This window comes from Pseudomonas sp. A214 (assembly GCF_900156295.1).
GTDB lineage: Bacteria > Pseudomonadota > Gammaproteobacteria > Pseudomonadales > Pseudomonadaceae > Aquipseudomonas > Aquipseudomonas rhizophila.
Genome location: NZ_LT707062.1, coordinates 165,285 through 188,248, shown reverse-complemented (window position 1 = coordinate 188,248; position 22,964 = coordinate 165,285). Strand labels below are relative to the sequence as shown.

General features: G+C 61.4%; 20 protein-coding genes and 1 riboswitch. Of the genes, 13 read left to right on the top strand and 7 right to left on the bottom strand.

Annotated features, from left to right (window positions below; translation table 11 throughout):
* Window positions 1-23 precede the first annotated feature (23 nt).
* From BW979_RS00815 to BW979_RS00805, 3 genes are all read right to left on the bottom strand, one after another.
* Window positions 24-836 (bottom strand): aldo/keto reductase, encoded by an 813-nt coding sequence (locus BW979_RS00815; protein WP_047225893.1) that lies wholly within the window; start codon window positions 834-836, stop codon window positions 24-26.
* Complete coding sequence (locus BW979_RS00810; protein WP_076382920.1) at window positions 833-2,008, bottom strand: NAD(P)/FAD-dependent oxidoreductase; 1,176 nt, start codon at window positions 2,006-2,008, stop codon at window positions 833-835. The genes BW979_RS00815 and BW979_RS00810 overlap by 4 nt, the downstream gene beginning before the upstream one ends.
* A gap of 205 nt (window positions 2,009-2,213) precedes the next feature.
* On the bottom strand, window positions 2,214-2,546 hold the full coding sequence (locus BW979_RS00805; protein WP_047225891.1) for a DMT family transporter: 333 nt from the start codon (window positions 2,544-2,546) through the stop codon (window positions 2,214-2,216).
* A gap of 104 nt (window positions 2,547-2,650) precedes the next feature.
* Here BW979_RS00805 and BW979_RS00800 point away from each other — a divergent pair, with 104 nt between their 5' ends.
* Entirely contained in the window at window positions 2,651-3,541 is an 891-nt protein-coding gene (locus tag BW979_RS00800; RefSeq protein ID WP_047225890.1) for a LysR family transcriptional regulator, read from the top strand.
* Between the two features lie 22 nt (window positions 3,542-3,563).
* Window positions 3,564-4,838 (top strand): lipid IV(A) 3-deoxy-D-manno-octulosonic acid transferase, encoded by a 1,275-nt coding sequence (gene waaA / locus BW979_RS00795; RefSeq protein ID WP_047225889.1) that lies wholly within the window; start codon window positions 3,564-3,566, stop codon window positions 4,836-4,838.
* Window positions 4,839-4,962: 124 nt separating this feature from the next.
* On the opposite strand, the gene BW979_RS00790 is transcribed toward waaA, so the two are convergent.
* A complete protein-coding gene (locus BW979_RS00790) occupies window positions 4,963-6,402 on the bottom strand; it encodes a TolC family outer membrane protein (RefSeq protein ID WP_047225888.1) in 1,440 nt (479 codons plus the stop codon).
* Between the two features lie 154 nt (window positions 6,403-6,556).
* Window positions 6,557-6,662: riboswitch (TPP riboswitch) on the top strand.
* 175 nt (window positions 6,663-6,837) lie between these two features.
* Here BW979_RS00790 and thiC point away from each other — a divergent pair.
* Together thiC and cytX are read left to right on the top strand one after the other, a co-directional pair.
* The gene (gene thiC / locus BW979_RS00785; RefSeq protein ID WP_076382918.1) at window positions 6,838-8,727 is read left to right on the top strand and encodes a phosphomethylpyrimidine synthase ThiC; all 1,890 of its coding nucleotides are present in this window, start codon (window positions 6,838-6,840) and stop codon (window positions 8,725-8,727) included.
* Window positions 8,728-8,897: 170 nt separating this feature from the next.
* Window positions 8,898-10,190: a putative hydroxymethylpyrimidine transporter CytX gene (cytX, locus tag BW979_RS00780; RefSeq protein ID WP_076382916.1), complete on the top strand. Its 1,293-nt coding sequence runs from the start codon at window positions 8,898-8,900 to the stop codon at window positions 10,188-10,190.
* On the opposite strand, the gene BW979_RS00775 is transcribed toward cytX, so the two are convergent.
* A complete protein-coding gene (locus BW979_RS00775; RefSeq protein ID WP_076382914.1) occupies window positions 10,159-10,905 on the bottom strand; it encodes a DUF3298 domain-containing protein in 747 nt (248 codons plus the stop codon). The two genes, cytX and BW979_RS00775, sit on opposite strands and share 32 nt — an antisense overlap.
* A 214-nt stretch (window positions 10,906-11,119) precedes the next feature.
* Here BW979_RS00775 and BW979_RS00770 point away from each other — a divergent pair, with 214 nt between their 5' ends.
* The 4 genes from BW979_RS00770 to BW979_RS00755 all read left to right on the top strand — a co-directional run bounded on the left by BW979_RS00770 (window position 11,120) and on the right by BW979_RS00755 (window position 14,387).
* Window positions 11,120-11,737, top strand: coding sequence for an NUDIX domain-containing protein (locus tag BW979_RS00770; RefSeq protein ID WP_076382912.1), 618 nt, complete (start codon window positions 11,120-11,122; stop codon window positions 11,735-11,737).
* Window positions 11,728-12,180, top strand: coding sequence for a DUF1249 domain-containing protein (locus BW979_RS00765; protein WP_047225883.1), 453 nt, complete (start codon window positions 11,728-11,730; stop codon window positions 12,178-12,180). Before BW979_RS00770 ends, BW979_RS00765 begins: the two co-directional genes overlap by 10 nt.
* A 123-nt stretch (window positions 12,181-12,303) precedes the next feature.
* On the top strand, window positions 12,304-13,119 hold the full coding sequence (gene cpdA, locus BW979_RS00760; protein WP_047225882.1) for a 3',5'-cyclic-AMP phosphodiesterase: 816 nt from the start codon (window positions 12,304-12,306) through the stop codon (window positions 13,117-13,119).
* Window positions 13,120-14,030: 911 nt separating this feature from the next.
* A complete protein-coding gene (locus BW979_RS00755; RefSeq protein ID WP_047230571.1) occupies window positions 14,031-14,387 on the top strand; it encodes a DUF6124 family protein in 357 nt (118 codons plus the stop codon).
* Window positions 14,388-14,642: 255 nt separating this feature from the next.
* Here BW979_RS00755 and BW979_RS00750 read toward each other — a convergent pair whose 3' ends face one another.
* Both BW979_RS00750 and BW979_RS27700 read right to left on the bottom strand, forming a co-directional pair.
* The gene (locus BW979_RS00750; RefSeq protein ID WP_047230569.1) at window positions 14,643-15,479 is read right to left on the bottom strand and encodes an IS3 family transposase; all 837 of its coding nucleotides are present in this window, start codon (window positions 15,477-15,479) and stop codon (window positions 14,643-14,645) included.
* A complete protein-coding gene (locus BW979_RS27700) occupies window positions 15,476-15,778 on the bottom strand; it encodes an IS3 family transposase (protein ID WP_047230570.1) in 303 nt (100 codons plus the stop codon). Before BW979_RS27700 ends, BW979_RS00750 begins: the two co-directional genes overlap by 4 nt.
* Window positions 15,779-16,488: 710 nt before the next feature.
* Between BW979_RS27700 and BW979_RS00735 the strand changes: the two genes are divergently transcribed.
* The 5 genes from BW979_RS00735 to parC are packed head-to-tail and all read left to right on the top strand — an operon-like array spanning window position 16,489 to window position 22,822.
* Window positions 16,489-17,097, top strand: a complete 609-nt coding sequence (locus BW979_RS00735) for a YqiA/YcfP family alpha/beta fold hydrolase (RefSeq protein WP_047227287.1) — start codon at window positions 16,489-16,491, stop codon at window positions 17,095-17,097.
* Between the two features lie 41 nt (window positions 17,098-17,138).
* Entirely contained in the window at window positions 17,139-19,043 is a 1,905-nt protein-coding gene (parE, locus tag BW979_RS00730) for a DNA topoisomerase IV subunit B (RefSeq protein ID WP_076382910.1), read from the top strand.
* On the top strand, window positions 19,043-20,029 hold the full coding sequence (locus tag BW979_RS00725; RefSeq protein ID WP_076382908.1) for an esterase-like activity of phytase family protein: 987 nt from the start codon (window positions 19,043-19,045) through the stop codon (window positions 20,027-20,029). The genes parE and BW979_RS00725 overlap by 1 nt, the downstream gene beginning before the upstream one ends.
* The gene (locus tag BW979_RS00720; RefSeq protein WP_076382906.1) at window positions 20,026-20,547 is read left to right on the top strand and encodes a retropepsin-like aspartic protease family protein; all 522 of its coding nucleotides are present in this window, start codon (window positions 20,026-20,028) and stop codon (window positions 20,545-20,547) included. The genes BW979_RS00725 and BW979_RS00720 overlap by 4 nt, the downstream gene beginning before the upstream one ends.
* Window positions 20,548-20,557: 10 nt before the next feature.
* On the top strand, window positions 20,558-22,822 hold the full coding sequence (parC, locus tag BW979_RS00715) for a DNA topoisomerase IV subunit A (RefSeq protein WP_047227291.1): 2,265 nt from the start codon (window positions 20,558-20,560) through the stop codon (window positions 22,820-22,822).
* Window positions 22,823-22,964 lie beyond the last annotated feature (142 nt).

The following is a 22,964-nucleotide window of genomic DNA, read 5'->3' as shown; positions in this document are numbered from 1 at the left end:
CCTTAAGGCCGCGCAGGGCGGCGTCAGTTTTTACGTAGGACCTTGGCTACGGTCGCGACGTTATGGGCGAGGTGCAGCGGATTGATGGTGCCGACAATAGCACTGGCGACACCGGGATGTTCAAACAACAGTTCGAAGCTGGCCCGGACCGGGTCCACACCCGGGTTCAGGCAGACGTGACCGCTGGCCAAGGCTTTCTTCACCAGAATGGCCTTGCCATGCAAGGCTGCGTAGTCAATGACAGTCTTCTCGTTTCGTTCGTTCAGATTGTAGGTGACCATCGCGCAATCGCCTTGCTCCAGGGCTTTCAAACCGCCCTCGACGGTTTTGCCGGAAAAGCCGAAGCCGCCGATCTTGCCCTCGCGCTTGAGCGCCGCCAGGGTTGGGTAGACCTCGCTGTCGTTGAGGATCGCCAGGTCGTTGCCGTCGGAGTGCACCAGCACCATGTCGATGTAGTCCGTTTCCAGGCGCTTGAGGCTGCGTTCCACCGAGAGTCGGGTGTGGGCGGCACTGAAATCGTGGTGCGACTGGCCGTCACTGAACTCTTCACCGACCTTGCTGACAATCACCCAATCCTGACGCTGGCCGCGCAACAACGGGCCCAGGCGTTCTTCGCTGCGGCCATAGGCCGGCGCGGTGTCGATCAGGTTGATGCCCAGGTCACGCGCCAGTTTGAGCAGCATGCGCGCTTCGTCGTCATCGGGAATCTGGAAACCGTTGGGGTATTTGACCCCCTGGTCGCGGCCGAGCTTGACGGTCCCCAGGCCCAGGGGTGAAACCCGCGGGCCGTTATTGCCCAGCGGGCGATGCAAGTCGTGCAGGGTCGGTTGGCTCATGGCAGCAGTTGCTCCCAGGCCGGGATGCCCATGGGCGGTTTCTGCAGGTCCGGCAATGGCGCCGGATGGCTGGGGGTGATGCCATCGCGTTGCAGCGTGGCGATCACTCGATCGGCAAAGTCCGGGGCCAGGGCCAGTTTGGTCGGCCAGCCCACCAGCAGGCGATCCTGTTCGGCGAGAAAGGCGTTGTCCGGGCGGGTCAGGCCCGATTGCAGCGGTTCGGCGCGGTCGACCCGCAGCGTGGCCCATTGTGCGGCGCTGAGGTCGACCCAGGGCAGCAATTGGCCAAGTTCTTTCTGGGCGGTAGCAATCTGCGCGGCGGGCTCGCGGGCCACGCCGTCGGCTTCGGCAATGTCGCCGCCCAAGTACCAGACCCATTGGCCATCGGCGGCCGGGTGGGTGGTCACGGTGATGCGCGGCTTCGGCCCGCCCCCCAGGCAGTGAGCGTACAGCGGCTTGAGGCTCGGTCCCTTGACCAGCACCATGTGCAATGGCCGACGCTGCATGGCCGGTTGCTCCAGGCCCAGGGCACTGAGCAGATCGGCGGTGCCGGCCCCGGCGCTGAGGACGATACGCTGGGCGCGGATCTCGCGGCCATCAACCTTGAGGCCGATCAGTTCGTCGCCGTCGCGCAACGGCTCGATATCTTTGCCGGCCAGCAAACCATCGCCGGCCAGATCTGCCAGCCGCGCAAGCAGGCTGGGGACGTCCACCACCAACTCGGCCAGGCGATAGACCTTGCCCTTGAAGCGCTTGTCTTGCAGGGCCGGCGGCAGTTGCTCGCCCTTGACCTGATCGACCCGCCCACGCACGGCCTTGCTGGCGAAGAAGCTGGTGAGGTTGCCGGCCAGGGTGCCGGGAGACCAGAGGTAGTGAGCTTCGGACAGCAGGCGCACGCCGGACAGATCCAGTTCGCCCTCGCCGGCCAGGGCTTCGCGCCAGCGGCGCGGCATGTCGGCGATGGCTTCCGAGGCGCCGGTGAGGGCACCGTGCAAGGCGTACTTGGCGCCACCATGGATGATGCCCTGGGATTTGATGCTCTGCCCGCCGCCGAGGCTGGCGCTTTCCACCAACACAGTCGAAAAGCCCTGGCGGCGCAGGCGCGCATTCAGCCAGAGGCCGGCGACTCCGGCGCCGACAATCAGAACGTCGGTGGAAATAACGGATGGCATGCAGCGACCTCAGTGTTCAAGACGAGGGCGCAGTATACAGACTCGATGGATGGAGTTTTCGCCGCTCAACCTGTGGGAGCAACGCTTGCTCGCGATACCGGCGCCTCGGTTCCAGAGAGACCGCGTCATTTTATCGCGGGCAAGCCTTGCTCCCACAGATTTCTCCTTGCCGCACATGTGCTATCAGCCCCACTAATCCATGTTTTCAGTGCCCGGCAGTCTTGGAAAACAGCTGGATCACCACCACCCCCAGTACAATCAACGCCATCCCCAGCATCGCCGGCACGTCCAGCTTCTGCCCGTAGATGAACAGCGCCGCCACGCTGACCATGACGATCCCCATCCCAGCCCAGACCGCATATGCCACGCCCACCGGAACGGTGCGCACCACCAGGGTCAGCATCCAGAATGCGATGCCGTAGCCGGCGATCACCAGCAGCAGAGGCAGGGGTGTGCTCAAGCCTTTGATCGCTTTCATCGACACGGTGGCGATCACTTCGGCGCAGATGGCGATGGCCAGGTAGTAGTAAGCGTTCATAGGCGAAAATCCTCTTGAAGGGTGCGTCTTTCTGTGTGGACATTTTAGGGCACGGTCAGATGGGGTAAAGTCATTACCTATCTGTATACGAGATAGGTCGGGGCATGAGTGTTCTGTGGAATCTGGAGCAGCTGCGGCTGTTTGTCGGTGTCGCCGAGAAACGTTCGTTTTCCGCCGTGGCGCGGGACCAGCGCAAGGCTCAATCGGCCATTAGCAGCGCGATTGCGTTGTTGGAAACCGACCTGGGCGTGACGCTGTTCGAGCGCAGCAGTGGCCGCCAGCCGAAGCTCACCGAAGCCGGCGAGGCCTTGTTGGAAGAGGCGCGGGAAGTGCTGCGCCAGTGTGAGCGTCTCAATGGCCGGGCCCTGGCCCTGATGCGCGGTCAGGAGGCGATGTTGCGCCTGGCTCAGGATGAGGCGATGCCCTATCAGCCGGTCATCGACAGCCTGGCGGCCCTGGCCGAGCGGTTCCCGACCCTCGAGGTACAACTGGCCAGCGCCGCGCAGGGCGATGTGGCGCGCAAACTGGTGGAGCGCCGCGCTGACCTGGGGTTGTTGTTTTATCACGACCAGATCCCCGAAGCGCTGGAGCGCCGGGTGCTGGGCAGCGTCGAGATGGTCACGGTCTGTGGCAGGGGGCATCCACTGGCGAGCCATGATTACGTGACCTGCCTGGAAATGGCCCGGCATCGGCAATTGCTCATGGCGACCCAGTCCAGTGTCTACCCCGGGAGTGAACAGGCCAGCCCGCAGGTCTGGCGCGCCGACAGTTTCTACGTCTTGGCCGAATGGCTGAGAAGCGGCCTGGGCTGGGCGTGGCTGCCACGGCATGTGGTGCAGTACCCGGCGTACCTGGGGGATATGGTCGAGCTCAACAGTGAGTGGACCCCGCCGGCCCTGGTGGTGGAACTGGTCTGGCGCCGCGACGAGCCTTTGGGCCCGGCCGCGCGCTGGCTGGCGGAACGTTTTGCCGTGCAGTTGCAGGCGATCGGCTGAAAACCCGATAAACTCCGCCGCCATGAACAGAACTCTCTATAGCGCATTGTTTTATCTGGGGCTGCCACTGGTAGCGATTCGGCTCTGGTTGCGGGCACGCAAGGCGCCGGCCTACGCCCGGCGCATCGGCGAGCGTTTTTCCTGGGGGTTGCCGGTGATGGTGCCGGGAGGCATCTGGGTCCACGCCGTATCGGTGGGCGAGAGCATTGCCGCCGCGCCGATGATCCGCGCCTTGCTGCAACGTTATCCACAGCTGCCGATCACGGTCACCTGCATGACGCCCACCGGTTCCGAGCGCATCCAGGCGTTGTTCGCCAACGAGCCACGCATCCAGCATTGCTATTTGCCCTACGACTTGCCCTGCGCGGCCAACCGTTTCCTCGATCGGGTTCGGCCGGTGCTCGCGGTGATCATGGAAACCGAGTTGTGGCCCAACCACATTCATCAATGCGCCAGGCGCGGCATCCCTGTTGCCCTGGCCAACGCGCGACTGTCGGAGCGTTCTGCGCGCGGTTATGCACGTTTGCCCAAACTCACCCGGCCAATGCTCGCCGAGATGAGCCTGTTCGCTGTCCAGACCGAAGCCGAGGCCGAGCGCTTGCGCCAGTTGGGTGCCCGGGCGCAAACCGTCGAGGTCACCGGTTCGATCAAGTTCGACCTGACCATCGATCCGCAACTGCTGGAAAGCGCCAGCGCCTTGCGCCATGAGTGGCAAGCGACGGAGCGCCCGGTATGGATCGCCGCCAGCACCCATGAAGGCGAAGATGAGGTGGTGCTGGCCGCCCACCGTCGGTTGCTCGCCAGTTATCCCGATGCGTTGCTGATCCTGGTGCCGCGCCATCCCGAGCGTTTCGATTCAGTGCATCAATTGTGTGAGAACGAAGGTTTCGCCACGGTGCGGCGTTCCAGCGCACAGCCCGTCACTGCCCAGACCACGGTGCTGTTGGGCGATACCATGGGCGAGCTGTTGTTTCTCTACGCGCTGGCCGACAGCGCGTTTGTCGGCGGCAGCCTGGTACCCAACGGCGGCCATAACCTGCTGGAACCGGCGGCACTGGCCAAACCGGTGCTCAGCGGGCCGCACCTGTTCAACTTCCTCGAAATTGCCGCGCAACTGCGCGAGGCCGGGGCGCTGACGGAAGTCGAAGACGCCGAAAGCCTGGCCCTGGCGGTACAACGCCTGTTCGAACTGCCTCGCGATGCCCAGCGCATGGCCGAGGCGGGGCTTGCGGTGATGCGCACCAATCAGGGCGCGTTGCAGCGGTTACTGGAGGGGTTGGGGCGGTTGATCGACTGAGTATCTGTGGGAGCAACGCTTGCTCGCGATGCAAGCGCCCCAGTTCCAGGGCGATCGAGTTGTATTCATCGCGGGCAAGCCTTGCTCCCACAGGAGGTCGCTGGCAGGGCTTCCCTCCGAGGGGTTACTGCGTCGGCCGCGAGCGCAGTTGCTCCGCCGCAGCCTGTGCCAGATCCGGCGGTAGAAAGTCCTTGTCCGGGTTGTAGTCGGGTTTGAGATAGCGCGACAGGTCCTGCAGATCCGACGGGCTCAACGTACCCGCTGCCTGCTTGAGCCGCAGGTTGTCGAGGATGTAGTCGTAGCGGGCGTTGTTGTAGTTGCGCACCGAGGTGTACAGCTGACGCTGGGCATCGAGTACATCGACGATGTTGCGCGTGCCCACCTGGTAACCGATCTCCGTGGCTTCCACTGCGCTCTGGTTGGAGATGATGGACTGGCGGCGGGCCTGGACCTGTTCCACATCGGTATTCACCGCCCGGTGCAGGTTGCGGGTGTTCTCCACCACCTGCCGGCGCAGGGCTTCGCGCTGTTGTTCGGTCTGAGTCAGTTGCGAGTAGGATTCGCGCACCTGAGAGCTGGTCAGCCCGCCGCTGTAGATCGGGATGCTCAATTGCAGGCCGATGGTGCGTTGCTCGGCATCGCCACCATAACGCTGACCGGTGGGGCTGGGGTTGGTAAAACCGAGGCCATCGTTGTCGCCTTTTTTGTATTGGGCGATCGCATCGAGGGTCGGGGCATGCCCGGACTTGCGCTGACGCAGGGTGTCTTCGGCGGCCGTGACGGCGTAGTTGCTGGCCAGTAGATTGAGGTTCTGCTTGGCGGCCGTATCGACCCAGGCCTTGGCGTCGTTCGGTGCCGGCGGCAGGATCGGCAGCGTGTGGACGATGCCCTGGAGCGAGTTGTACTGGCGGTTGGTCAGGGTGATCAGGGCTTCGAAGGCGTCGTCGACCTGCCGCTGGGCCAGGATCCGGTTGGCTCGCGCGGTGTCGTAGCTGGCCTGGGATTGCAGCACGTCGGTCTTGTCCGACAGACCCACGTCGAAGCGCTCGTTGGACTGGTCGAGCTGACGCTTGAACGCCGCTTCCTCGGCCTTGGTCGAGGCCAGGTTGTCCTGGCTGCGCAGCACGTTGAAATAGCTCTCGGCGCTTTGCAGGATCATGTTCTGTTCAGTGGCCGAGAGTTGCAGCGACGCTTGTTCGTTGACCGACTTCGCCGCCTGGAACTGAAACCAGCGATCGGCACGGAAAATCGGCTGGGACAGCGTGGCCTGGTAGACCGTACCGCTACGGGAGGCGGTCATGGCGGGCTCGTCGAGCTCGGTACGGGTGTTGTTCAGGTCGGCACCGGCCGACAGGTTGGGTAACAACCCGGCGCGCGCCTGGGGCACCACTTCTTTCTGGGCGCCATACTGGGCGCGGGCGGCGGCCAGGTCGGCGTTGTTGTCCACCGCTTCCTGATACACGCTCACCAGATCGGTTTTGGTGGTCAAGGGCGCTTCGGCAGCCCAGGCCATTCCATTGGACGCACAAGACACGGCAAGGGCCAGTGAGAGTTTGCGCAGCATGAGGCGTTCCCTACTTCTCAAATGATTGCGCACAAGAGGCGCGGCGTAGCGAGTGTAGTTGCGCGCACGCACGGCAACAATCCTGTATATGCGCCATTCATCACGCCTTTTGCCGTCGCGATGGCGTTCTGCGGTGGTTATGTCTAGACTGGCCGGGTTCTTGTCGGGGTGCCTTGCTATGAGGCTGAGATCGAATAATTTCGGATCCCGTTGAACCTGATCAGGTTAGCGCCTGCGTAGGGAACAAGATTTCTCGTCACCCGGCGAGTCCTCTTGTGCTTCGTCCGGGATGTTGTTCGACAATCGACTTTCGATCTTCGAGCATCCTCGAGCAGCAAGCACAGCGTCCGCACTCTCGTGCAGGGACGCGTCCATTCGTTACAGGTTCGCTCCGACAAAAATCCACTGCCTGGATGTGTGTCTGGAGAGCCCGTGATGACGACAAAATCAAAAAACGCGACCAACCTCAGTGATTCGGCCAAGGTCGATGAGCAATCGGTTCAGCCCTTTACCCGCTCGCAAAAAATCTATGTCCAGGGCAGCCGCCCGGATATTCGCGTGCCCATGCGCGAAATCAGCCTCGACGTGACCCCCACCGACTTTGGCGGCGAAATCAATGCGCCCGTGGTGGTGTACGACACTTCGGGTCCCTACACCGACCCGAATGTGATCATCGACGTACGCAAAGGCCTGGCCGATGTGCGCTCACCGTGGATCGAAGCCCGTGGCGACACCGAGCGCCTGGCCGGCCTGAGCTCCAACTTCGGCCAGGAACGCCTGGCCGATCCCGAGCTGACCAAACTGCGCTTCGCCCATGTGAACAACCCGCGTCGCGCCAAACCCGGCGCCAACGTCAGCCAGATGCACTACGCGCGCAAAGGCATCATCACCGCTGAGATGGAATACGTCGCCATCCGCGAAAACATGAAGCTGGAAGTGGCCCGCGCCGCCGGCCTGCTGGACCAGCAACACGCCGGCCACAGCTTCGGTGCCAGTGTGCCGAAAGTCATCACCCCGGAATTCGTGCGTGACGAAATCGCCCGGGGGCGCGCGATCATCCCGGCCAACATCAACCACACCGAACTGGAACCGATGATCATCGGCCGTAATTTCCTGGTGAAGATCAACGGCAACATCGGCAACAGCGCACTGGGCTCGTCCATCGAAGAAGAAGTGGCGAAGCTGACCTGGGGGATTCGCTGGGGTTCGGACACGGTCATGGACCTGTCCACTGGCAAGCACATCCACGAAACCCGCGAGTGGATCATCCGCAACTCGCCAGTTCCGATCGGCACCGTGCCGATCTATCAGGCCCTGGAAAAAGTCGGCGGCGTGGCCGAAGACCTGACCTGGGAGCTGTTCCGCGACACGTTGATCGAACAGGCCGAGCAGGGCGTCGACTACTTCACCATCCACGCCGGCGTGCTGCTGCGTTATGTGCCGATGACCGCCAAGCGCGTCACCGGCATCGTCAGCCGTGGTGGTTCGATCATGGCCAAGTGGTGCCTGGCGCACCACAAAGAGAACTTCCTCTACACCCACTTCGAAGACATCTGCGAAATCATGAAGGCCTACGACGTCAGCTTCTCGCTGGGCGATGGCCTGCGTCCGGGTTCGATTGCCGACGCCAACGACGAAGCGCAGTTCGGTGAGCTGGAAACCCTCGGCGAGCTGACCAAGATCGCCTGGAAGCATGACGTGCAGTGCATGATCGAAGGCCCGGGCCACGTGCCGATGCAGTTGATCAAAGAGAACATGGACAAGCAGCTGGAGTGCTGCGACGAGGCGCCGTTCTACACCCTCGGCCCGCTGACCACCGATATTGCGCCGGGCTATGACCACATCACCTCCGGTATCGGTGCGGCGATGATTGGCTGGTTCGGTTGCGCCATGCTCTGCTACGTCACCCCGAAAGAACACTTGGGACTGCCGAACAAGGATGACGTGAAGACTGGGATCATCACCTACAAGATCGCCGCGCATGCGGCCGATCTGGCCAAAGGGCACCCAGGCGCGCAAATCCGCGACAACGCCTTGAGCAAGGCGCGTTTCGAGTTCCGCTGGGAAGACCAGTTCAACCTCGGCCTGGATCCGGACACCGCCCGCTCGTACCACGATGAAACCCTGCCCAAGGATTCGGCCAAGGTCGCGCATTTCTGCTCGATGTGCGGGCCGAAGTTCTGCTCGATGAAAATCACCCAGGAAGTGCGCGAATACGCGGCCAACCAGCGCATTGAAGCGGTGGATGTCGAGGTCGCCCAGGGCTTGGCGGAACAGGCTGAGCGGTTCAAGAAGGAAGGTAGTCAGCTTTACAAGAAAGTCTGATCGGTGCTGAGGGCGGCGGTGACTTCACCGCCGTCATCGCGAGCAGGCTCGCTCCCACAGTGGATCTCGGTTGTTCACAAATTTTGTGTTCGCCGCAAATCTCCTGTGGGAGCGAGCCTGCTCGCGATAGCAATCATCAGAACAACAAATATCCCTCCGAGATAACAACTTTGAACATCCAACCCAGCACCTACTCCCCCGACGCCGCCGTCCCCCTGGACAGGCGCGTCTTCGGCGCCCGCGATCTGTTTTCCCTGTGGTTCTCCCTCGGCATCGGCCTCATGGTCTTGCAGGTTGGCGCCTTGCTCGCGCCGGGCCTGGGCCTGAGCGGTTCGTTGCTGGCGATTTTCCTCGGCACGCTGGTGGGCGTCCTGCTGCTGGCGGCCGTCGGGGTGATCGGCAGTGACACCGGCCTGTCGGCCATGGCTGCCCTCAAGCTCAGCCTCGGCGGCAAGGGCGCGAGCGTGCCGGCGGTGTTGAACCTGCTGCAGTTGATCGGTTGGGGCTCATTCGAAATCATCGTCATGCGTGACGCCGCCAGCCTGCTCGGCGCCCGGGCCTTCAACGAGGGCAGCCTGGGCTCGAACCCACTGCTGTGGACATTGTTTTTCGGCGCACTGGCGACCCTGCTGGCAGTGAGCGGGCCGCTGACGTTCGTGCGTAAGGTCCTGCGCAAGTGGGGCATCTGGCTGCTGCTGGCGGCGTGCATCTGGCTGACCTGGAACCTGTTTGCCAAGGCTGATCTGGCGGCGTTGTGGGCGCGGGCGGGAGATGGTTCGATGCCGTTTGCCGTCGGTTTCGACATTGCGATAGCCATGCCGCTGTCCTGGTTGCCGCTGATTGCCGACTACTCGCGCTTCGGCAAACGCGCAAAAAACGTCTTCGGCGGCACCGCGCTGGGGTTCTTTATCGGTAATTTCTGGCTGATGAGCCTGGGCGTGGCCTACACCCTGGCGTTCGCGCCGAGCGGTGAAGTCAACGCGCTGTTGCTGGCCCTGGCGGGCGCCGGGCTGGGCATCCCGCTGCTGCTGATTTTGCTGGATGAATCGGAAAATGCCTTCGCTGATATCCACTCGGCGGCGGTGTCCAGCGGCATGCTGACGGGGTTGAAAGTCGAGCACCTGGCCTTGGCGATTGGCGTGGTCTGCACCTTGATCGCCTGCTTCGCGCCGTTGGCGCAGTATCAGAATTTCCTGTTGCTGATCGGCTCGGTGTTCGCACCGCTGTTCGGGGTGGTGCTGGTGGACCACTTCATCCTGCGCAAGCGCGCCAGCCGGGTCGTGTCAGCGGCGTTGTGCTGGCCGGCACTGTTGGCCTGGCTGGGCGGGGTGAGCACCTATCACCTGCTGGCCAACTTCTACCCGGACATCGGCGCCACCCTGCCGTCGCTGGTCCTGGCAGGGTTGCTGCAACTGATACTGGGCCGGGCTTTCAACTACGGCCGGGAAACAGCTCGGGCTTGAGGATGCCATTGAGGCGCGGGTAAGCGATCTTCAGTTCGATGTGGCCCAGGGCGTATGGCGCGATGGTGCTCACTTGGTACTTGAGGATCACGCCGCCGTAGGTCAGCGCCACGTTCGGGGTTTTCTGGAACGGCCACTGCTTCACGAACTCCGGTTCCTGATCCAGTTTGGTGCTGATCAGCCAGCTGTTGTGGGCGACCTGCACGGCTTTCCAGAACGCCTCTTCCTGGCCCGGCAGCAGCATGTCCGACAGCGTCAATACTTTGTGCTGCTGGCGCGAATAGTTGATGAAACCGCGCCCCGGCGTACCGTGCGCACCACCAGTGTCCAGGTAGCTGGACAATTCGATGATCACCAAGCCGTCATGCTGTTCCCGTACCTTGGCTTGCAAGTAACTGCTGTTGCGCGGCGCGGCGCTGCGCAAAAACTGCTCGCGGTAGGCGGCCAGCGTCGGCGCCACCGGAGCGTCCGGTGTGGTGCGGGTCATTTGCAGCAGGCGTTTCTCGATAATGCCGTCCAAGGCCGGCTCGGCGGGAAAGCGCAGGGTGTCAATGTTGACCAGGGGGCAGTCGGCGCTGGCGCATCCTGGTTGCAGTTGTTCCGAGGCATCGCGGGTAGTTTCCAGCGGAGCGCGGTAGTTGGGTTGGAACAGGCTTTGGCAAGCGCCCAGGGTCAGGGCAATAGTGGCCACGCAAAGGGTTTTGAAAAGCGACATGGGCGTCCTTCATGAAACAGGGAAAGGCGAAAAGTTACCCGCTTCGACTGTCGGCAGGGCAATCAGTTCGCCACTAAGCTCATTAGAGTGGCTTTGAGGGCAGCCGTCTATCCCGATGACTGGAAAGGGGCTGCATCAAACGGTACGGGCGCGTTAGGATGGCGCGAAGCCGAGGCTGGAACCTCGCATCGATCCGCTGCAAACGAGGACTGTCATGACCGATTTCGCCAACGCCACACCGAGCGCCGTGGACATCGTAAAGCGTGAAAACTGCTTTCAGGGTTTCTACAAACTCGATCGCGTCCACCTGCGCCACGAGTTATTTGCCGGTGGCATGAGCCGTGAAATCAGCCGTGAACTGTTCGTGCGTCATGACGCGGTGTGCGTGCTGCCCTACGATCCGCAACGCGATGAGGTGGTACTGATCGAGCAGTTTCGCGTCGGCGCCATTGGCAAGACCACCAACCCCTGGCTGGTGGAACTGGTGGCCGGCCTGATCGACAAGGACGAGCAACCGGAAGAAGTTGCTCATCGCGAAGCGCAGGAGGAAGCTGGGCTTGTCTTCGCTGCGCTCTGGCCGATGACCAAGTATTTTCCATCGCCGGGCGGCAGTAATGAATTCGTGCATCTTTATTTGGGGCGTTGCGACAGTGCGGGGGCAGGTGGCCTGCATGGGCTTGTGGAAGAAGCCGAGGACATTCGTGTGAAGGTCTGGGCTTTTGAAGATGCCTTGCAAGCAGTGCGCGACGGGCAGATTTGCAACGCGGCCAGCATCATTGCCTTGCAATGGCTGGCCTTGAATCGCGATGAAGTGAGGGGGCTATGGTCTTAAGCAAGCTGCGCGACCGTTATCGCGTCGATCTGGTCGGGTTGCAGGCCGCCTGCGAGGCCAACTACGCCCGCCTGATGCGCTTGTTGCCGGACATGCGCAACGACCCCGCGCCCCGGCGCATCGCCGTGACCCATGGCGACCAGATGCTCGGCGTGCTGGCCATTGAAGTGCTGCAAACCTGCCCATACACCACCACCTTGCAAGTGCGCCAGGAACACAGCCTGCCCTGGTTGCCGGTGCCGCAACTGGAAGTGCAGGTCTATCACGATGCGCGCATGGCCGAAGTCGTGAGCGCCGAACATGCGCGACGTTTTCGCGGCATCTATCCTTATCCCAATGCGTCGATGCACCAACCGGATGAAAAGGCCCAGTTGAACCTGTTTCTGGGGGAATGGCTGAGTCATTGCCTGGCGCTGGGCCACGAATTCGAGGTTGTTCGGTAGCTGCCGGTCAAAAACTGGACACTGGTTGTGAACCGGTTCCGGTTCGCGGGTTTCCCCTTTCGATCTTCCCCAGCATAATTGCCGCTTCATCCAATGGCGTAGTCGCGCCTGGGAGAGAGCGATTTGCCGAGCGTATCCACCTTGACCACCGCCGATACGGCGCTGCTGGTCCAACTGTCTGACAGTCACCTGTTTGCCGAGGCCGACGCTTCGTTGCTGGGCATGAACACCCGCGACAGCCTGCGGGCGGTCATTGACTTGGTGCTCAAGCAGCAGCCGAACATTGACCTGATGCTTGCCACTGGGGATTTGTCCCAGGACGGAACGCTGCAGTCCTATGAGGCGTTTCGGCAACTGAGTGCGCGTATCGACGCGCCGGCGCGTTGGATTCCCGGTAACCATGATGAGCCGCAGGTGATGCTTGAGGCGGCGGTCAAGAGTACGTTGCTCGATCCGGTGGTGGACATTGGCAATTGGCGGGTGACGATGCTCGATTCTGCCGTGCCAGGTTCTGTGCCGGGGTTTTTGGCTGAGGAGCAGTTGATTCTGTTGGCCAATGCCTTGAGCGAGGCGCCGGAGCGACATCACTTGGTGTGCCTGCATCATCATCCTGTTTCGATTGGGTGTGCGTGGATGGAGCCGATTGGGTTGCGTAATCCTGAGGCGCTGTTTGCGGTGTTGGATCGGTTTCCTCAGGTGCGTGCTGTTCTGTGGGGGCATGTGCATCAGGAGGTTGATCAGGTGCGTGAGGGGATTCGTTTGTTGGCTTCGCCTTCGACCTGTATTCAGTTTGAGCCGGGGAGTGAGGATTTTGCGGTGGGGGGGCAGGCGCCGGGGTATCGGTGGTTGCGGCTTTTGCCGGATGGGCGGTTGGAGACGGGGGTTGAGCGGGTGGTTGGGTTTGCGTTTACCCCGGACTATGGCTCCAACGGGTATTAAGTTCGGCCCAACTGTGGGAGCGAGCTTGCTCGCGATGGCGGCTTGACTGAGTACATATCCATTGCTGTGGTAACGGCGGCTTATGGTTCCGCCCTTACGGCGGGTCACTTTCGAAAAGCGCGAAAGTAACCAAAGCGCTTCTGCCCCACCACTCGGTGCCTCGCCTAGGCTCGGCATGCCCGAACGAAGGCATTGCTCCGTGGGCCCGCCGCGAAGGGCCATCCATGGCCCAGCGCGGCTAACCCGGCATCCATGCCGGGTTGCCCACTACGCAACGCCTGCGTTCGGCCAGCGTGGTTAACGGGGCGCCCAAGATCAACCTCCACCGCGAGGCGGCCTGAGAGCCGGCCTGGCTCTTGCAGGTGTACACCCATCAGACTTGTTTGAGCTGGACCTGTGGGAGCAAAGCTTGCTCGCGAAGGCGGCGGTACATTCGGCATTGATGCAAGCAGACTCACCGCTATCGCGAGCAAGCTTTGCTCCCACAAGATTGGCGGTGGGCACTGATCTTATAAGCGACCGAAATCAGTGTGGGAGCGAGCCTGCTCGCGATGGCGGCCTGACAGCCGACCAGGATTGTGGGAATGGTCGGACAGGCCTCCGGGCTGCAGTAGATTTTTCCGACGAACTCTGGCGGTTGCCGGGTGGGAAGGGCTGTCGCTAGTCTTTTTCCGTCGCTGCAAATTCAGCGGCCGGGCTTGGAAATCCGATAAGTAGACGGCGCGAAAGCGCCCTTCATAACGTATGCTTGCGGTCGTTTTTTGACCATGCTTTCGTTATGGCGGCTGTGCGCGGGAGACCTTCGGGTCTGTCGGGCTCGTTTACCCCGGTTTTCCAACCTGCGTACGGCTGCCACCCCCTCGCTTGGAAACGAACGTGGTAGCTCCAACCAGTAAACGGAGTGTCACCCTATGTTCAAAGCCACACCCAATCCCCCCGAAACTGATCCCTCATCACCCCACGCCGGTCTCGATCCCCAAAAACTCGATGAAGCCGCCAAGCGCGCCATCGACCATTATCTCGACCCCAAGCCCCAACCCAAGAAGAAACAACCCTCAAGCCAACTGTTCTCCGTCGCGGAGAGCGCAGACACCGAAACCCTCCTAGCCAACCTCAGCGAAACCCTAGCCTCCGCCAACGCCATGCTCGGCGACCTGACCTTCGACCTGGAAGGCTCGCGTCGGCATTTCGCCCTGGGAGTCCAGCAGATGATCGAACTCAGTGAATTGTTGGCGAACCGGGCGTTGGATATCGTCGATCCGCGCTAGCGCCGAGCGGAAGCATTGTGGGGGAGCACTTATCGCCGACCTGTCTCCGGTGGCAGTACTTCAATCCAACTGTGGGAGCGAGCTTGCTCGCGAAGATGGTGGTCCATCCAACGCTGATGCAAGCTGGTCCACCGCCATCGCGAGCAGGCTCGCTCCCACATTTTTTTCGAGTTGTTCTCAGGTATCGCATTCACCACAAATCCCTGTGGGAGCGAGCCTGAACTGGTCAAGTAATTCTGGACACCAGTTAAGGTTTCACGCCGCCAGTTTCTCCATGGCTACCGGCGACCGGTAGTCGTTGTAGCTATGGAGCCTGACGTTGTTGTATCGCATCACATAACGTTGCACATCCACGCGGGCTTCATGCTCCGAGCTGTAGCCATCGTCTGGCACCCACTCTGATTTCAGGCTCCCAAAGAAACGCTCCATCGGGGCGTTGTCCCAGCACTCACCTTTACGACTCATGCTGTGCAGGAGTCCATGCTTGCGCATCTCATTCCTGAATTTGTGGCTGGTGTATTGGCAACCTTGGTCAGAATGAAACAGCACCTCTTTTGGACAGCCTCGCAATTGAACCGCCATTCGCAACGCTTCGCAGGTCAGCGTGGCATCGGAAATCATTGAAAACGACCACCCCACGATCCGGCGAGCAAACAAATCCAACACTGCCGCGAAATACATCCAGCGCTTACCCACCTTGATGTACGTCACATCTCCACACCACACCTGGTTGATCGCCGTGACATCAAACTTGCGCTTGAGCACATGCGGCGCTACCAGCGCTTCCACGCCGGAAGATTTGTACTTGTGCCGCCGCCGCTGATGACTGGCAACACCGGCTTCGCGCATCAAACTGCGAGCCAGATGTCGCCCGACACGATGCCCCTTTGCTTGCAGTTCCTTGGAAAGGGTGCGAGACCCGGCGGATGCTCTGGATTCCTTGTGATGCTCGACCAGCACGGCTTTGAGTTTCTCCCGCTCAGGCTTCACCTTGCCTTGGCGCTGACGCCAGGCGTAAAAGCTGCTGCGGTTGACCCCAAACGCCCGACAGCAATTGTTAACGCCGTACTGCTCGTCCAGCTCGTTGATCAACGAGAATGATCTTTGGAGTCCAAAAGCAGGAGAGCACTGGCCTTTTTTAGGATTTCAATGTCCAGGTCTTTTTGCCTGAGCAACGCTTTGAGCTGCTGAATCTCTCGCTGATCGGCGGTAATCGCCTTAGCCCCCTCGGGGGTCGAACCCAAGCGCTCTTTGCGAACCTGGTCGACCCAACGGCGCAAGGCGGTAGGGCCAATATCCAGGCTGGCACAGACTTCGGGAACGGACTGGCCCTCGTCCAGCACCATGCTGGCAGCCTTGAGCTTGAACTCACTGGAATAAGATTTGCGCATATCCAAACACCTCAGATTTGGGCGCCATCATAGCGCCCGATTGAAGTGTCCAAAATCATTAGGCCAGTTCAGCCTGCTCGCGATGGCAGCGGCACATTCAGCATTGATGCAAGCAGACCCATCGCCATCGCGAGCAAGCTCGCTCCCACAGGAGAAACGCGATCACCCTAAGCCAGGTCGGCTCTCAGGCCGCCTCGCGGTGGACGTTGATCTTGGGCGCCCCGTTAACCACGCTGGCCGAACGCAGGCATTGTGGAGTGGGCATCCCGGCATGGATGCCGGGATAGCCGCGCTGGGCCATGGATGGCCCTTCGCGGCGGGCCCACGGAGCAATGCCGGAGTGAGGGCACGCCGAGCCTAGGCGAGGTGCCGAGTGGTGGGGCAAAAGCGTTTTGCTTACTTTTGCCTGGGCCGGCATTCCGGCTTCTCAAAAGTGAGCCGCTGTAAGAGCGGAACCATAAGTAGCCGTTACCGCAGCAATGGATATGTACTCAATCAGACCGCCATCGCGAGCAGGCTCGCTCCCACAGTTTGATCGAAGTACAACCGGGAGAAACAGATCGGCTACAAAGCCGCCTCGCGAGCAAGCTTTGCTCCCACGGGTGCTGTGATCGACGGGTCATAGGAGGCGACAACACGGGCAAATCCCCCCCAATCACCGCAATCTCCCTGTAAACTCCGCCCTTTGCCCAACACCCAGGGAGTCGGCAATGTCGGGTTCGATCCTTTACATCCACGGCTTCAACAGCGCCCCAGCGTCGACCAAGGCCAGTCAGTTGATCGAAGTAATGGCACGCCTCGGCCTCAGCGACCAGCTACAGGTGCCCGCCTTGCATCACCACCCCCGCCAGGCCATCGGTCAGCTGGAACAGGCGATTGCACAACTGGGCCGCCCACTGCTGGTCGGCAGCTCGCTCGGCGGCTACTATGCGACTCACTTGGCCGAGCGCCACGGGCTCAAGGCCCTGCTGGTCAACCCTGCGGTCAGCCCCCATCGGATGTTCGACGGTTACCTGGGCACGCAGAAGAATTTGTACACCGATGAAACCTGGGAATTGACCCACGACCACGTCACGGCCCTGGCCGAACTGGAAGTGCCGGCGCCCCAGGATCCGCAGCGGTATCAGGTATGGTTGCAAACCGGTGACGAAACGCTGGATTATCGCCACGCCCAGCAGTATTACCGCGCCTGTGCCTTGCGCATCCAGGCCGGCGGCGACCACAGTTTTCAAGGGTTTGCCCAGCAGTTGCCGGCGCTGTTGAGTTTTGCCGGCATTGGCGCCGATTTGTACCAGGCGATCGACTTCACGTCGCTGTGAGCCATCGCCTCTTTTTCATTGAACACTGACGACGAGACCCCATGGCCACTCCCAGCGCTAGCTCTTATAACGCAGACGCCATCGAAGTCCTCTCGGGCCTCGACCCGGTGCGCAAGCGCCCCGGCATGTACACCGACACCAGTCGGCCGAACCACCTTGCCCAGGAAGTCATCGACAACAGTGTCGACGAAGCCTTGGCCGGGCACGCCCGTTCGGTGCAGGTCATCCTGCACGCCGATCACTCGCTGGAAGTCAGCGACGACGGTCGCGGTATGCCGGTGGATATTCACCCTGAAGAGGGCGTATCCGGCGTCGAGTTGATCCTCACCAAGCTCCATGCGGGTGGCAAGTTTTCCAACAAGAACTACCAGTTCTCCGGCGGTTTGCACGGGGTAGGTATTTCCGTGGTCAACGCCTTGTCGACCCTGGTCCGCGTGCGGGTCAAGCGTGACGGCAACGAATACCAGATGACGTTCGCCGATGGCTACAAGGCCACCGAACTGGAAGTGGTCGGCACCGTCGGCAAGCGCAACACCGGGACCAGCGTGTATTTCGCCCCGGACCCGAAGTATTTCGATTCGCCGAAATTCTCTGTCAGCCGCCTCAAGCATGTGCTCAAGGCCAAGGCCGTGTTGTGTCCGGGGCTGCTGGTCAGTTTCGAGGACAAGGCCACCGGCGAGAAAGTCGAGTGGCATTACGAGGACGGCCTGCGTTCTTACCTGGTTGACGCGGTCAACGGTTTCGAACGCCTGCCGGACGAGCCATTCTGCGGCAGCCTGGCCGGTAATAAGGAAGCGGTGGACTGGGCGCTGTTGTGGCTGCCCGAAGGCGGCGAAAGCGTCCAGGAAAGCTACGTCAACCTGATCCCCACCGCTCAGGGCGGCACCCACGTGAACGGGTTGCGCCAGGGTTTGCTCGACGCCATGCGCGAGTTCTGCGAGTTCCGCAACCTGCTGCCCCGTGGCGTGAAGCTGGCGCCGGAAGACGTCTGGGAGCGCATTGCCTTCGTATTGTCGATGAAGATGCAGGAGCCGCAATTCTCCGGCCAGACCAAAGAGCGTCTGTCGTCCCGCGAAGCGGCGGCGTTTGTTTCCGGGGTGGTCAAGGACGCGTTCAGCCTGTGGCTCAATGCTAACCCGGAAACCGGCTTGGCCCTGGCAGAACTGGCGATCAACAACGCCGGCCGGCGCCTCAAGGCCAGCAAGAAGGTCGAGCGCAAGCGCATCACCCAGGGGCCGGCGTTGCCCGGCAAGCTCGCTGACTGTGCCGGGCAGGACCCGATGCGTTCCGAGCTGTTTTTGGTGGAAGGTGATTCCGCCGGCGGTTCGGCCAAGCAGGCGCGGGACAAAGAGTTCCAGGCGATCCTGCCGTTGCGCGGCAAGATCCTCAACACCTGGGAAGTGGACGGCAGCGAAGTGCTGGCCAGCCAGGAAGTGCATAACATTGCCGTGGCCATCGGTGTCGATCCGGGCGCCGCGGACATGAGCCAACTGCGTTACGGCAAGATCTGCATCCTCGCCGACGCCGACTCCGACGGTCTGCACATCGCCACGTTGCTCTGCGCGTTGTTCGTCCAGCATTTCCGCCCGCTGGTGGACGCCGGTCACGTCTACGTGGCGATGCCGCCGCTGTACCGCATCGACCTGGGCAAAGAGATCTACTACGCCCTGGACGAGGCTGAGCGCGATGGCATTCTTGATCGTTTGGTGGCCGAAAAGAAACGCGGCAAACCGCAGGTGACCCGATTCAAGGGCCTTGGCGAGATGAACCCGCCGCAACTGCGCGAAACCACCATGGATCCGAACACGCGCCGCCTGGTGCAGTTGACCCTGGATGATTTCGAAGCGACCTCGGAAATGATGGACATGCTGCTGGCGAAAAAACGCGCTGGCGATCGCAAGTCCTGGCTCGAATCCAAAGGGGACCTGGCCGAGGTGCTGGCCTGATGCGCAACGGTTTCGCCCTGGCGTTGTTGCTGTGGGCGGGGGTGGTGGTCGCAGGTCCTGCACCGCAGTTGAAGTTGCTGTCCGAGCATGCCGTCGAGGATTTGCGTGGCGGTAACTTGTCCGGGCTGGCCGTGTGCGGGGGTGAAATGTGGACGGTGTCGGATCGCGATGACGATCGGATCTACCGTCTCAAGTCTTCTGATGCGCCGGTCTGGCAGGCAGAAGCCGTTGAAATCGAGGTGCCGCCGGTGCCGGACAGCGGTTTGCCGTGGGGTTTGAGATCGCGGACCTGGGCTGCGTCGTACCTGCGCGGTGGCGAGCTGGATTTCGAAGGCATCAGTTGTGACAGTGCCGGCAATCGCTACGTGGTCAGTGAATCCCATGCCGCGGTGTTGCAGGTGTCGCCGACGGGCGCCGCGTCCTGGTTGAAAATCGGACCGGCGATGATCCGCCAGGCGCGGGCCAGCGGCATGTTGCTGCATTTCAATGCGTTGTTTGAAGGCTTGGCGATCAATCCGGCCGGTGATCAGCTATGGCTGGCCGCTGAGCGGGAGCGTCGCGGGTTGTTGCTGATCAAGCGTCAGCAAGCGGTGTGGGAGTGTGATGGCAACTGCGTGTTGCTCAGTGAAGCGGGGAAGCAGATGCAACCTGAGCAGTTTCTCAATGCCCGGGCGGTATCACGGGATTTCGCCGATCTGTCACTGTTCGACGGCAAGCTGTTTACCCTGGAGCGCAACGCTTATCAGATTTGCCGGCGTGACTCGCAAACCGCTCAAGTGGAGCGTTGCTGGTCGTTCGCCGCCGAGGCGTTGCAGGAAAACCGTCGTTATTCACAGAACTACGGCTTGGCCGAAGCGCTGGTGGTGGATGCCGAGGGCGCCTGGGTTGGTCTGGATAACAACGACGGGGCACGGGCCGACGGTGAACGGCGGCCGATCATCTGGCGCTTTGCCGCGCCGGACGGTGGTTGGGGCGCCACGCCATGAGCCAGCAACCGCCGGGCAAGCGCGCCGGCCGGGTGTTGATGATACTGGCCTGGTGCGCGGCGCTGTTTCTGGCGACGCGGTTTTTTGCCCAGTGGGAGCAGCGTGCGCAGAATCCCAATACCGAGGTGTATTCGCAAAAGGGTGAAGGTTTTATCGAGGTGAAGCTGGTCAGCAATAAACAGGGGCATTTTGTCGCCAGCGGCCAGATCAACGGCCAACCGGTGGACTTCATGCTCGACACCGGCGCCACGGACGTGGCGATCCCGCAGGAGCTGGCTGCGCGCCTCAAGCTGGAAAAAGGTTTCGGTGTGACGTTGAGCACCGCCAACGGTTTGAGCGAGGGTTATCGCACCCGTATCGACCGTTTGCAATTGGGTGACATCGTATTGCGCGATGTCCGTGCCCTGGTGGCGCCAGGCCTGGGCGGCACGCAAGTGCTGCTGGGCATGAGCGCCCTGAACAAACTTGAATTTACCCAGCGCGGCGGCACCATGTTGCTGCGCCAGACAACGAACTGATGAGGCCCGCATGAGCGACATTCTTGCAGACAGCTTAGACGGCGTAGAGCGCCGGTCGCTGGCTGACTTCACCGAAAATGCCTACCTCAATTACTCCATGTACGTGATCATGGACCGCGCCTTGCCGCACATCGGCGACGGTCTGAAGCCGGTTCAGCGGCGGATCATCTACGCCATGAGTGAGCTGGGGCTGGATGCCGATTCCAAGCACAAGAAGTCGGCGCGTACCGTCGGTGACGTGCTCGGTAAGTTCCATCCTCACGGTGACTCGGCCTGCTACGAAGCCATGGTGCTGATGGCCCAGCCGTTCAGCTACCGCTACACCCTGGTGGACGGCCAGGGGAACTGGGGTGCGCCAGACGATCCCAAGTCTTTTGCTGCCATGCGTTACACCGAGGCACGGCTGTCGCGTTATTCCGAAGTGCTGCTCAGCGAGCTGGGCCAGGGCACCGCGGACTGGGGGCCGAACTTCGACGGTACTCTCGATGAACCCCTGGTGTTGCCAGCGCGTTTGCCGAACATCCTGCTCAATGGCACCACCGGTATCGCCGTGGGCATGGCCACCGATGTGCCGCCCCACAACCTGCGGGAAGTGGCCACCGCGTGCGTGCGCTTGCTGGACGAGCCCAAAGCCACGGTGGAGCAGCTCTGCGAACACATTCAGGGCCCGGACTACCCAACCGAAGCGGAAATCATCACCCCGCGCGCCGACCTGCTGAAGATCTACGAAACCGGTCGCGGTTCGGTGCGTATGCGCGCGGTGTACCACATCGAAGATGGCGACATCATCGTCACCGCCCTGCCGCACCAGGTTTCCGGGGCCAAGGTGCTGGAACAGATTGCCGCGATGATGCAGGCAAAACCGTCGAAAGCACCGCAAGTCGCTGACCTGCGCGACGAATCCGACCACGAGAACCCCTGCCGGATCGTGATTATTCCGGTCAACAGTCGGGTTGATCATGACGCGCTGATGCAGCACCTGTTTGCCAGTACCGATCTTGAGTCCAGCTACCGGGTCAACATCAACATCATCGGTCTGGACGGCAAGCCACAGCTGAAAAACCTGCGGGCGCTGCTGGTGGAATGGCTGGAGTTCCGGGTCAAGACCGTGCGCCGGCGCCTGCAATTTCGCCTGGACAAGGTCGAACGTCGCCTGCACCTGTTGGACGGTTTGCTGATTGCCTACCTCAACCTGGATGAAGTGATTCATATCATCCGTACCGAGGAGCACCCCAAGGCCAGCCTGATCGAGCGTTTCGCCTTGAGCGAAATCCAGGCCGACTACATTCTCGATACCCGCCTGCGGCAATTGGCGCGGCTGGAAGAGATGAAGCTGCGGGCCGAGCAGGATGAACTGCTCAAGGAGCAGGCCAAGCTGCAAGCTTTGCTGGGCAGCGAAGCCAAGCTCAAGAAGCTGGTGCGCACCGAACTGCTCAAGGACGCCGAAACCTACGGCGACGACCGTCGCTCGCCTATCGTCGAGCGCGCCGAAGCCAAGGCGCTGAGTGAGCACGATCTGCTGCCGAACGAGAAAGTGACTGTCGTGCTGTCAGAAAAAGGTTGGGTACGCTCTGCCAAAGGTCATGATATTGACGCGACGGGGCTTTCCTACAAGGCCGGGGATGGCTTCAAGGCCCTGGCGGCCGGGCGTTCCAACCAGTTTGCGGTGTTCGTCGACTCCACCGGGCGCAGTTATTCGGTGCCGGCGCATACCCTGCCATCGGCTCGCGGACAGGGCGAGCCACTGACCGGTCGATTAACTCCTCCACCGGGTGCAACTTTTGAATGCGTGCTGATGCCTGATGATGACGGGCTGTACGTTATTGCGTCGGACGCCGGCTACGGGTTTGTCGTCAAGGGTGAGGACCTGCAAGCCAAGAACAAGGCGGGCAAGGCGTTGTTGAGCCTGCCGAATAACGCCAAGGTCATAGCGCCGCGACCTGTGTCCGATCGTGAGAACAACTGGCTGGCTTCGGTGACGACCGAAGGTCGGTTGCTGGTCTTCAAAATCAGTGACTTGCCACAGTTGGGTAAAGGTAAAGGCAACAAGATCATCGGTATTTCCGGCGAACGGGTGGCAAGTCGTGAGGAATATGTCACGGATATTGCAGTGTTGCCGGAAGGCGCCACGCTTGTGCTGCAGGCTGGAAAGCGTACGCTTTCGTTGAAGGCAGACGATCTTGAACACTACAAAGGTGAACGCGGTCGGCGGGGCAACAAGCTTCCGAGAGGGTTTCAGCGGGTCGATGCACTGCTCGTCGAAAACCTCAATTAAGCGTGCTAGAGCGCTCGGTCTGCGATTAAAAGCCGCAGATCGGCACTTTCGCGCTGGAGTCGGAGCGCATATTCACGGATGATAGGCCCTTTCAAGCGCCGGCGTGGCCGAGCGTTCTTCATATTGACCGAGTATTTTTTCA

What these genes read in the sequence shown, in the direction of transcription:
- BW979_RS00815 (WP_047225893.1), bottom strand. Translation starts at nt 836, where the DNA reads ATGAGCCAACCGACCCTGCACGACTTGCATCGCCCGCTGGGCAATAAC.
- BW979_RS00810 (WP_076382920.1), bottom strand. Translation starts at nt 2,008, where the DNA reads ATGCCATCCGTTATTTCCACCGACGTTCTGATTGTCGGCGCCGGAGTC.
- BW979_RS00805 (WP_047225891.1), bottom strand. Translation starts at nt 2,546, where the DNA reads ATGAACGCTTACTACTACCTGGCCATCGCCATCTGCGCCGAAGTGATC.
- BW979_RS00800 (WP_047225890.1), top strand. Translation starts at nt 2,651, where the DNA reads ATGAGTGTTCTGTGGAATCTGGAGCAGCTGCGGCTGTTTGTCGGTGTC.
- waaA (WP_047225889.1), top strand. Translation starts at nt 3,564, where the DNA reads ATGAACAGAACTCTCTATAGCGCATTGTTTTATCTGGGGCTGCCACTG.
- BW979_RS00790 (WP_047225888.1), bottom strand. Translation starts at nt 6,402, where the DNA reads ATGCTGCGCAAACTCTCACTGGCCCTTGCCGTGTCTTGTGCGTCCAAT.
- thiC (WP_076382918.1), top strand. Translation starts at nt 6,838, where the DNA reads ATGACGACAAAATCAAAAAACGCGACCAACCTCAGTGATTCGGCCAAG.
- BW979_RS00775 (WP_076382914.1), bottom strand. Translation starts at nt 10,905, where the DNA reads ATGTCGCTTTTCAAAACCCTTTGCGTGGCCACTATTGCCCTGACCCTG.
- BW979_RS00770 (WP_076382912.1), top strand. Translation starts at nt 11,120, where the DNA reads ATGACCGATTTCGCCAACGCCACACCGAGCGCCGTGGACATCGTAAAG.
- BW979_RS00765 (WP_047225883.1), top strand. Translation starts at nt 11,728, where the DNA reads ATGGTCTTAAGCAAGCTGCGCGACCGTTATCGCGTCGATCTGGTCGGG.
- BW979_RS00755 (WP_047230571.1), top strand. Translation starts at nt 14,031, where the DNA reads ATGTTCAAAGCCACACCCAATCCCCCCGAAACTGATCCCTCATCACCC.
- BW979_RS27700 (WP_047230570.1), bottom strand. Translation starts at nt 15,778, where the DNA reads ATGCGCAAATCTTATTCCAGTGAGTTCAAGCTCAAGGCTGCCAGCATG.
- BW979_RS00735 (WP_047227287.1), top strand. Translation starts at nt 16,489, where the DNA reads ATGTCGGGTTCGATCCTTTACATCCACGGCTTCAACAGCGCCCCAGCG.
- parE (WP_076382910.1), top strand. Translation starts at nt 17,139, where the DNA reads ATGGCCACTCCCAGCGCTAGCTCTTATAACGCAGACGCCATCGAAGTC.
- BW979_RS00725 (WP_076382908.1), top strand. Translation starts at nt 19,043, where the DNA reads ATGCGCAACGGTTTCGCCCTGGCGTTGTTGCTGTGGGCGGGGGTGGTG.
- BW979_RS00720 (WP_076382906.1), top strand. Translation starts at nt 20,026, where the DNA reads ATGAGCCAGCAACCGCCGGGCAAGCGCGCCGGCCGGGTGTTGATGATA.
- parC (WP_047227291.1), top strand. Translation starts at nt 20,558, where the DNA reads ATGAGCGACATTCTTGCAGACAGCTTAGACGGCGTAGAGCGCCGGTCG.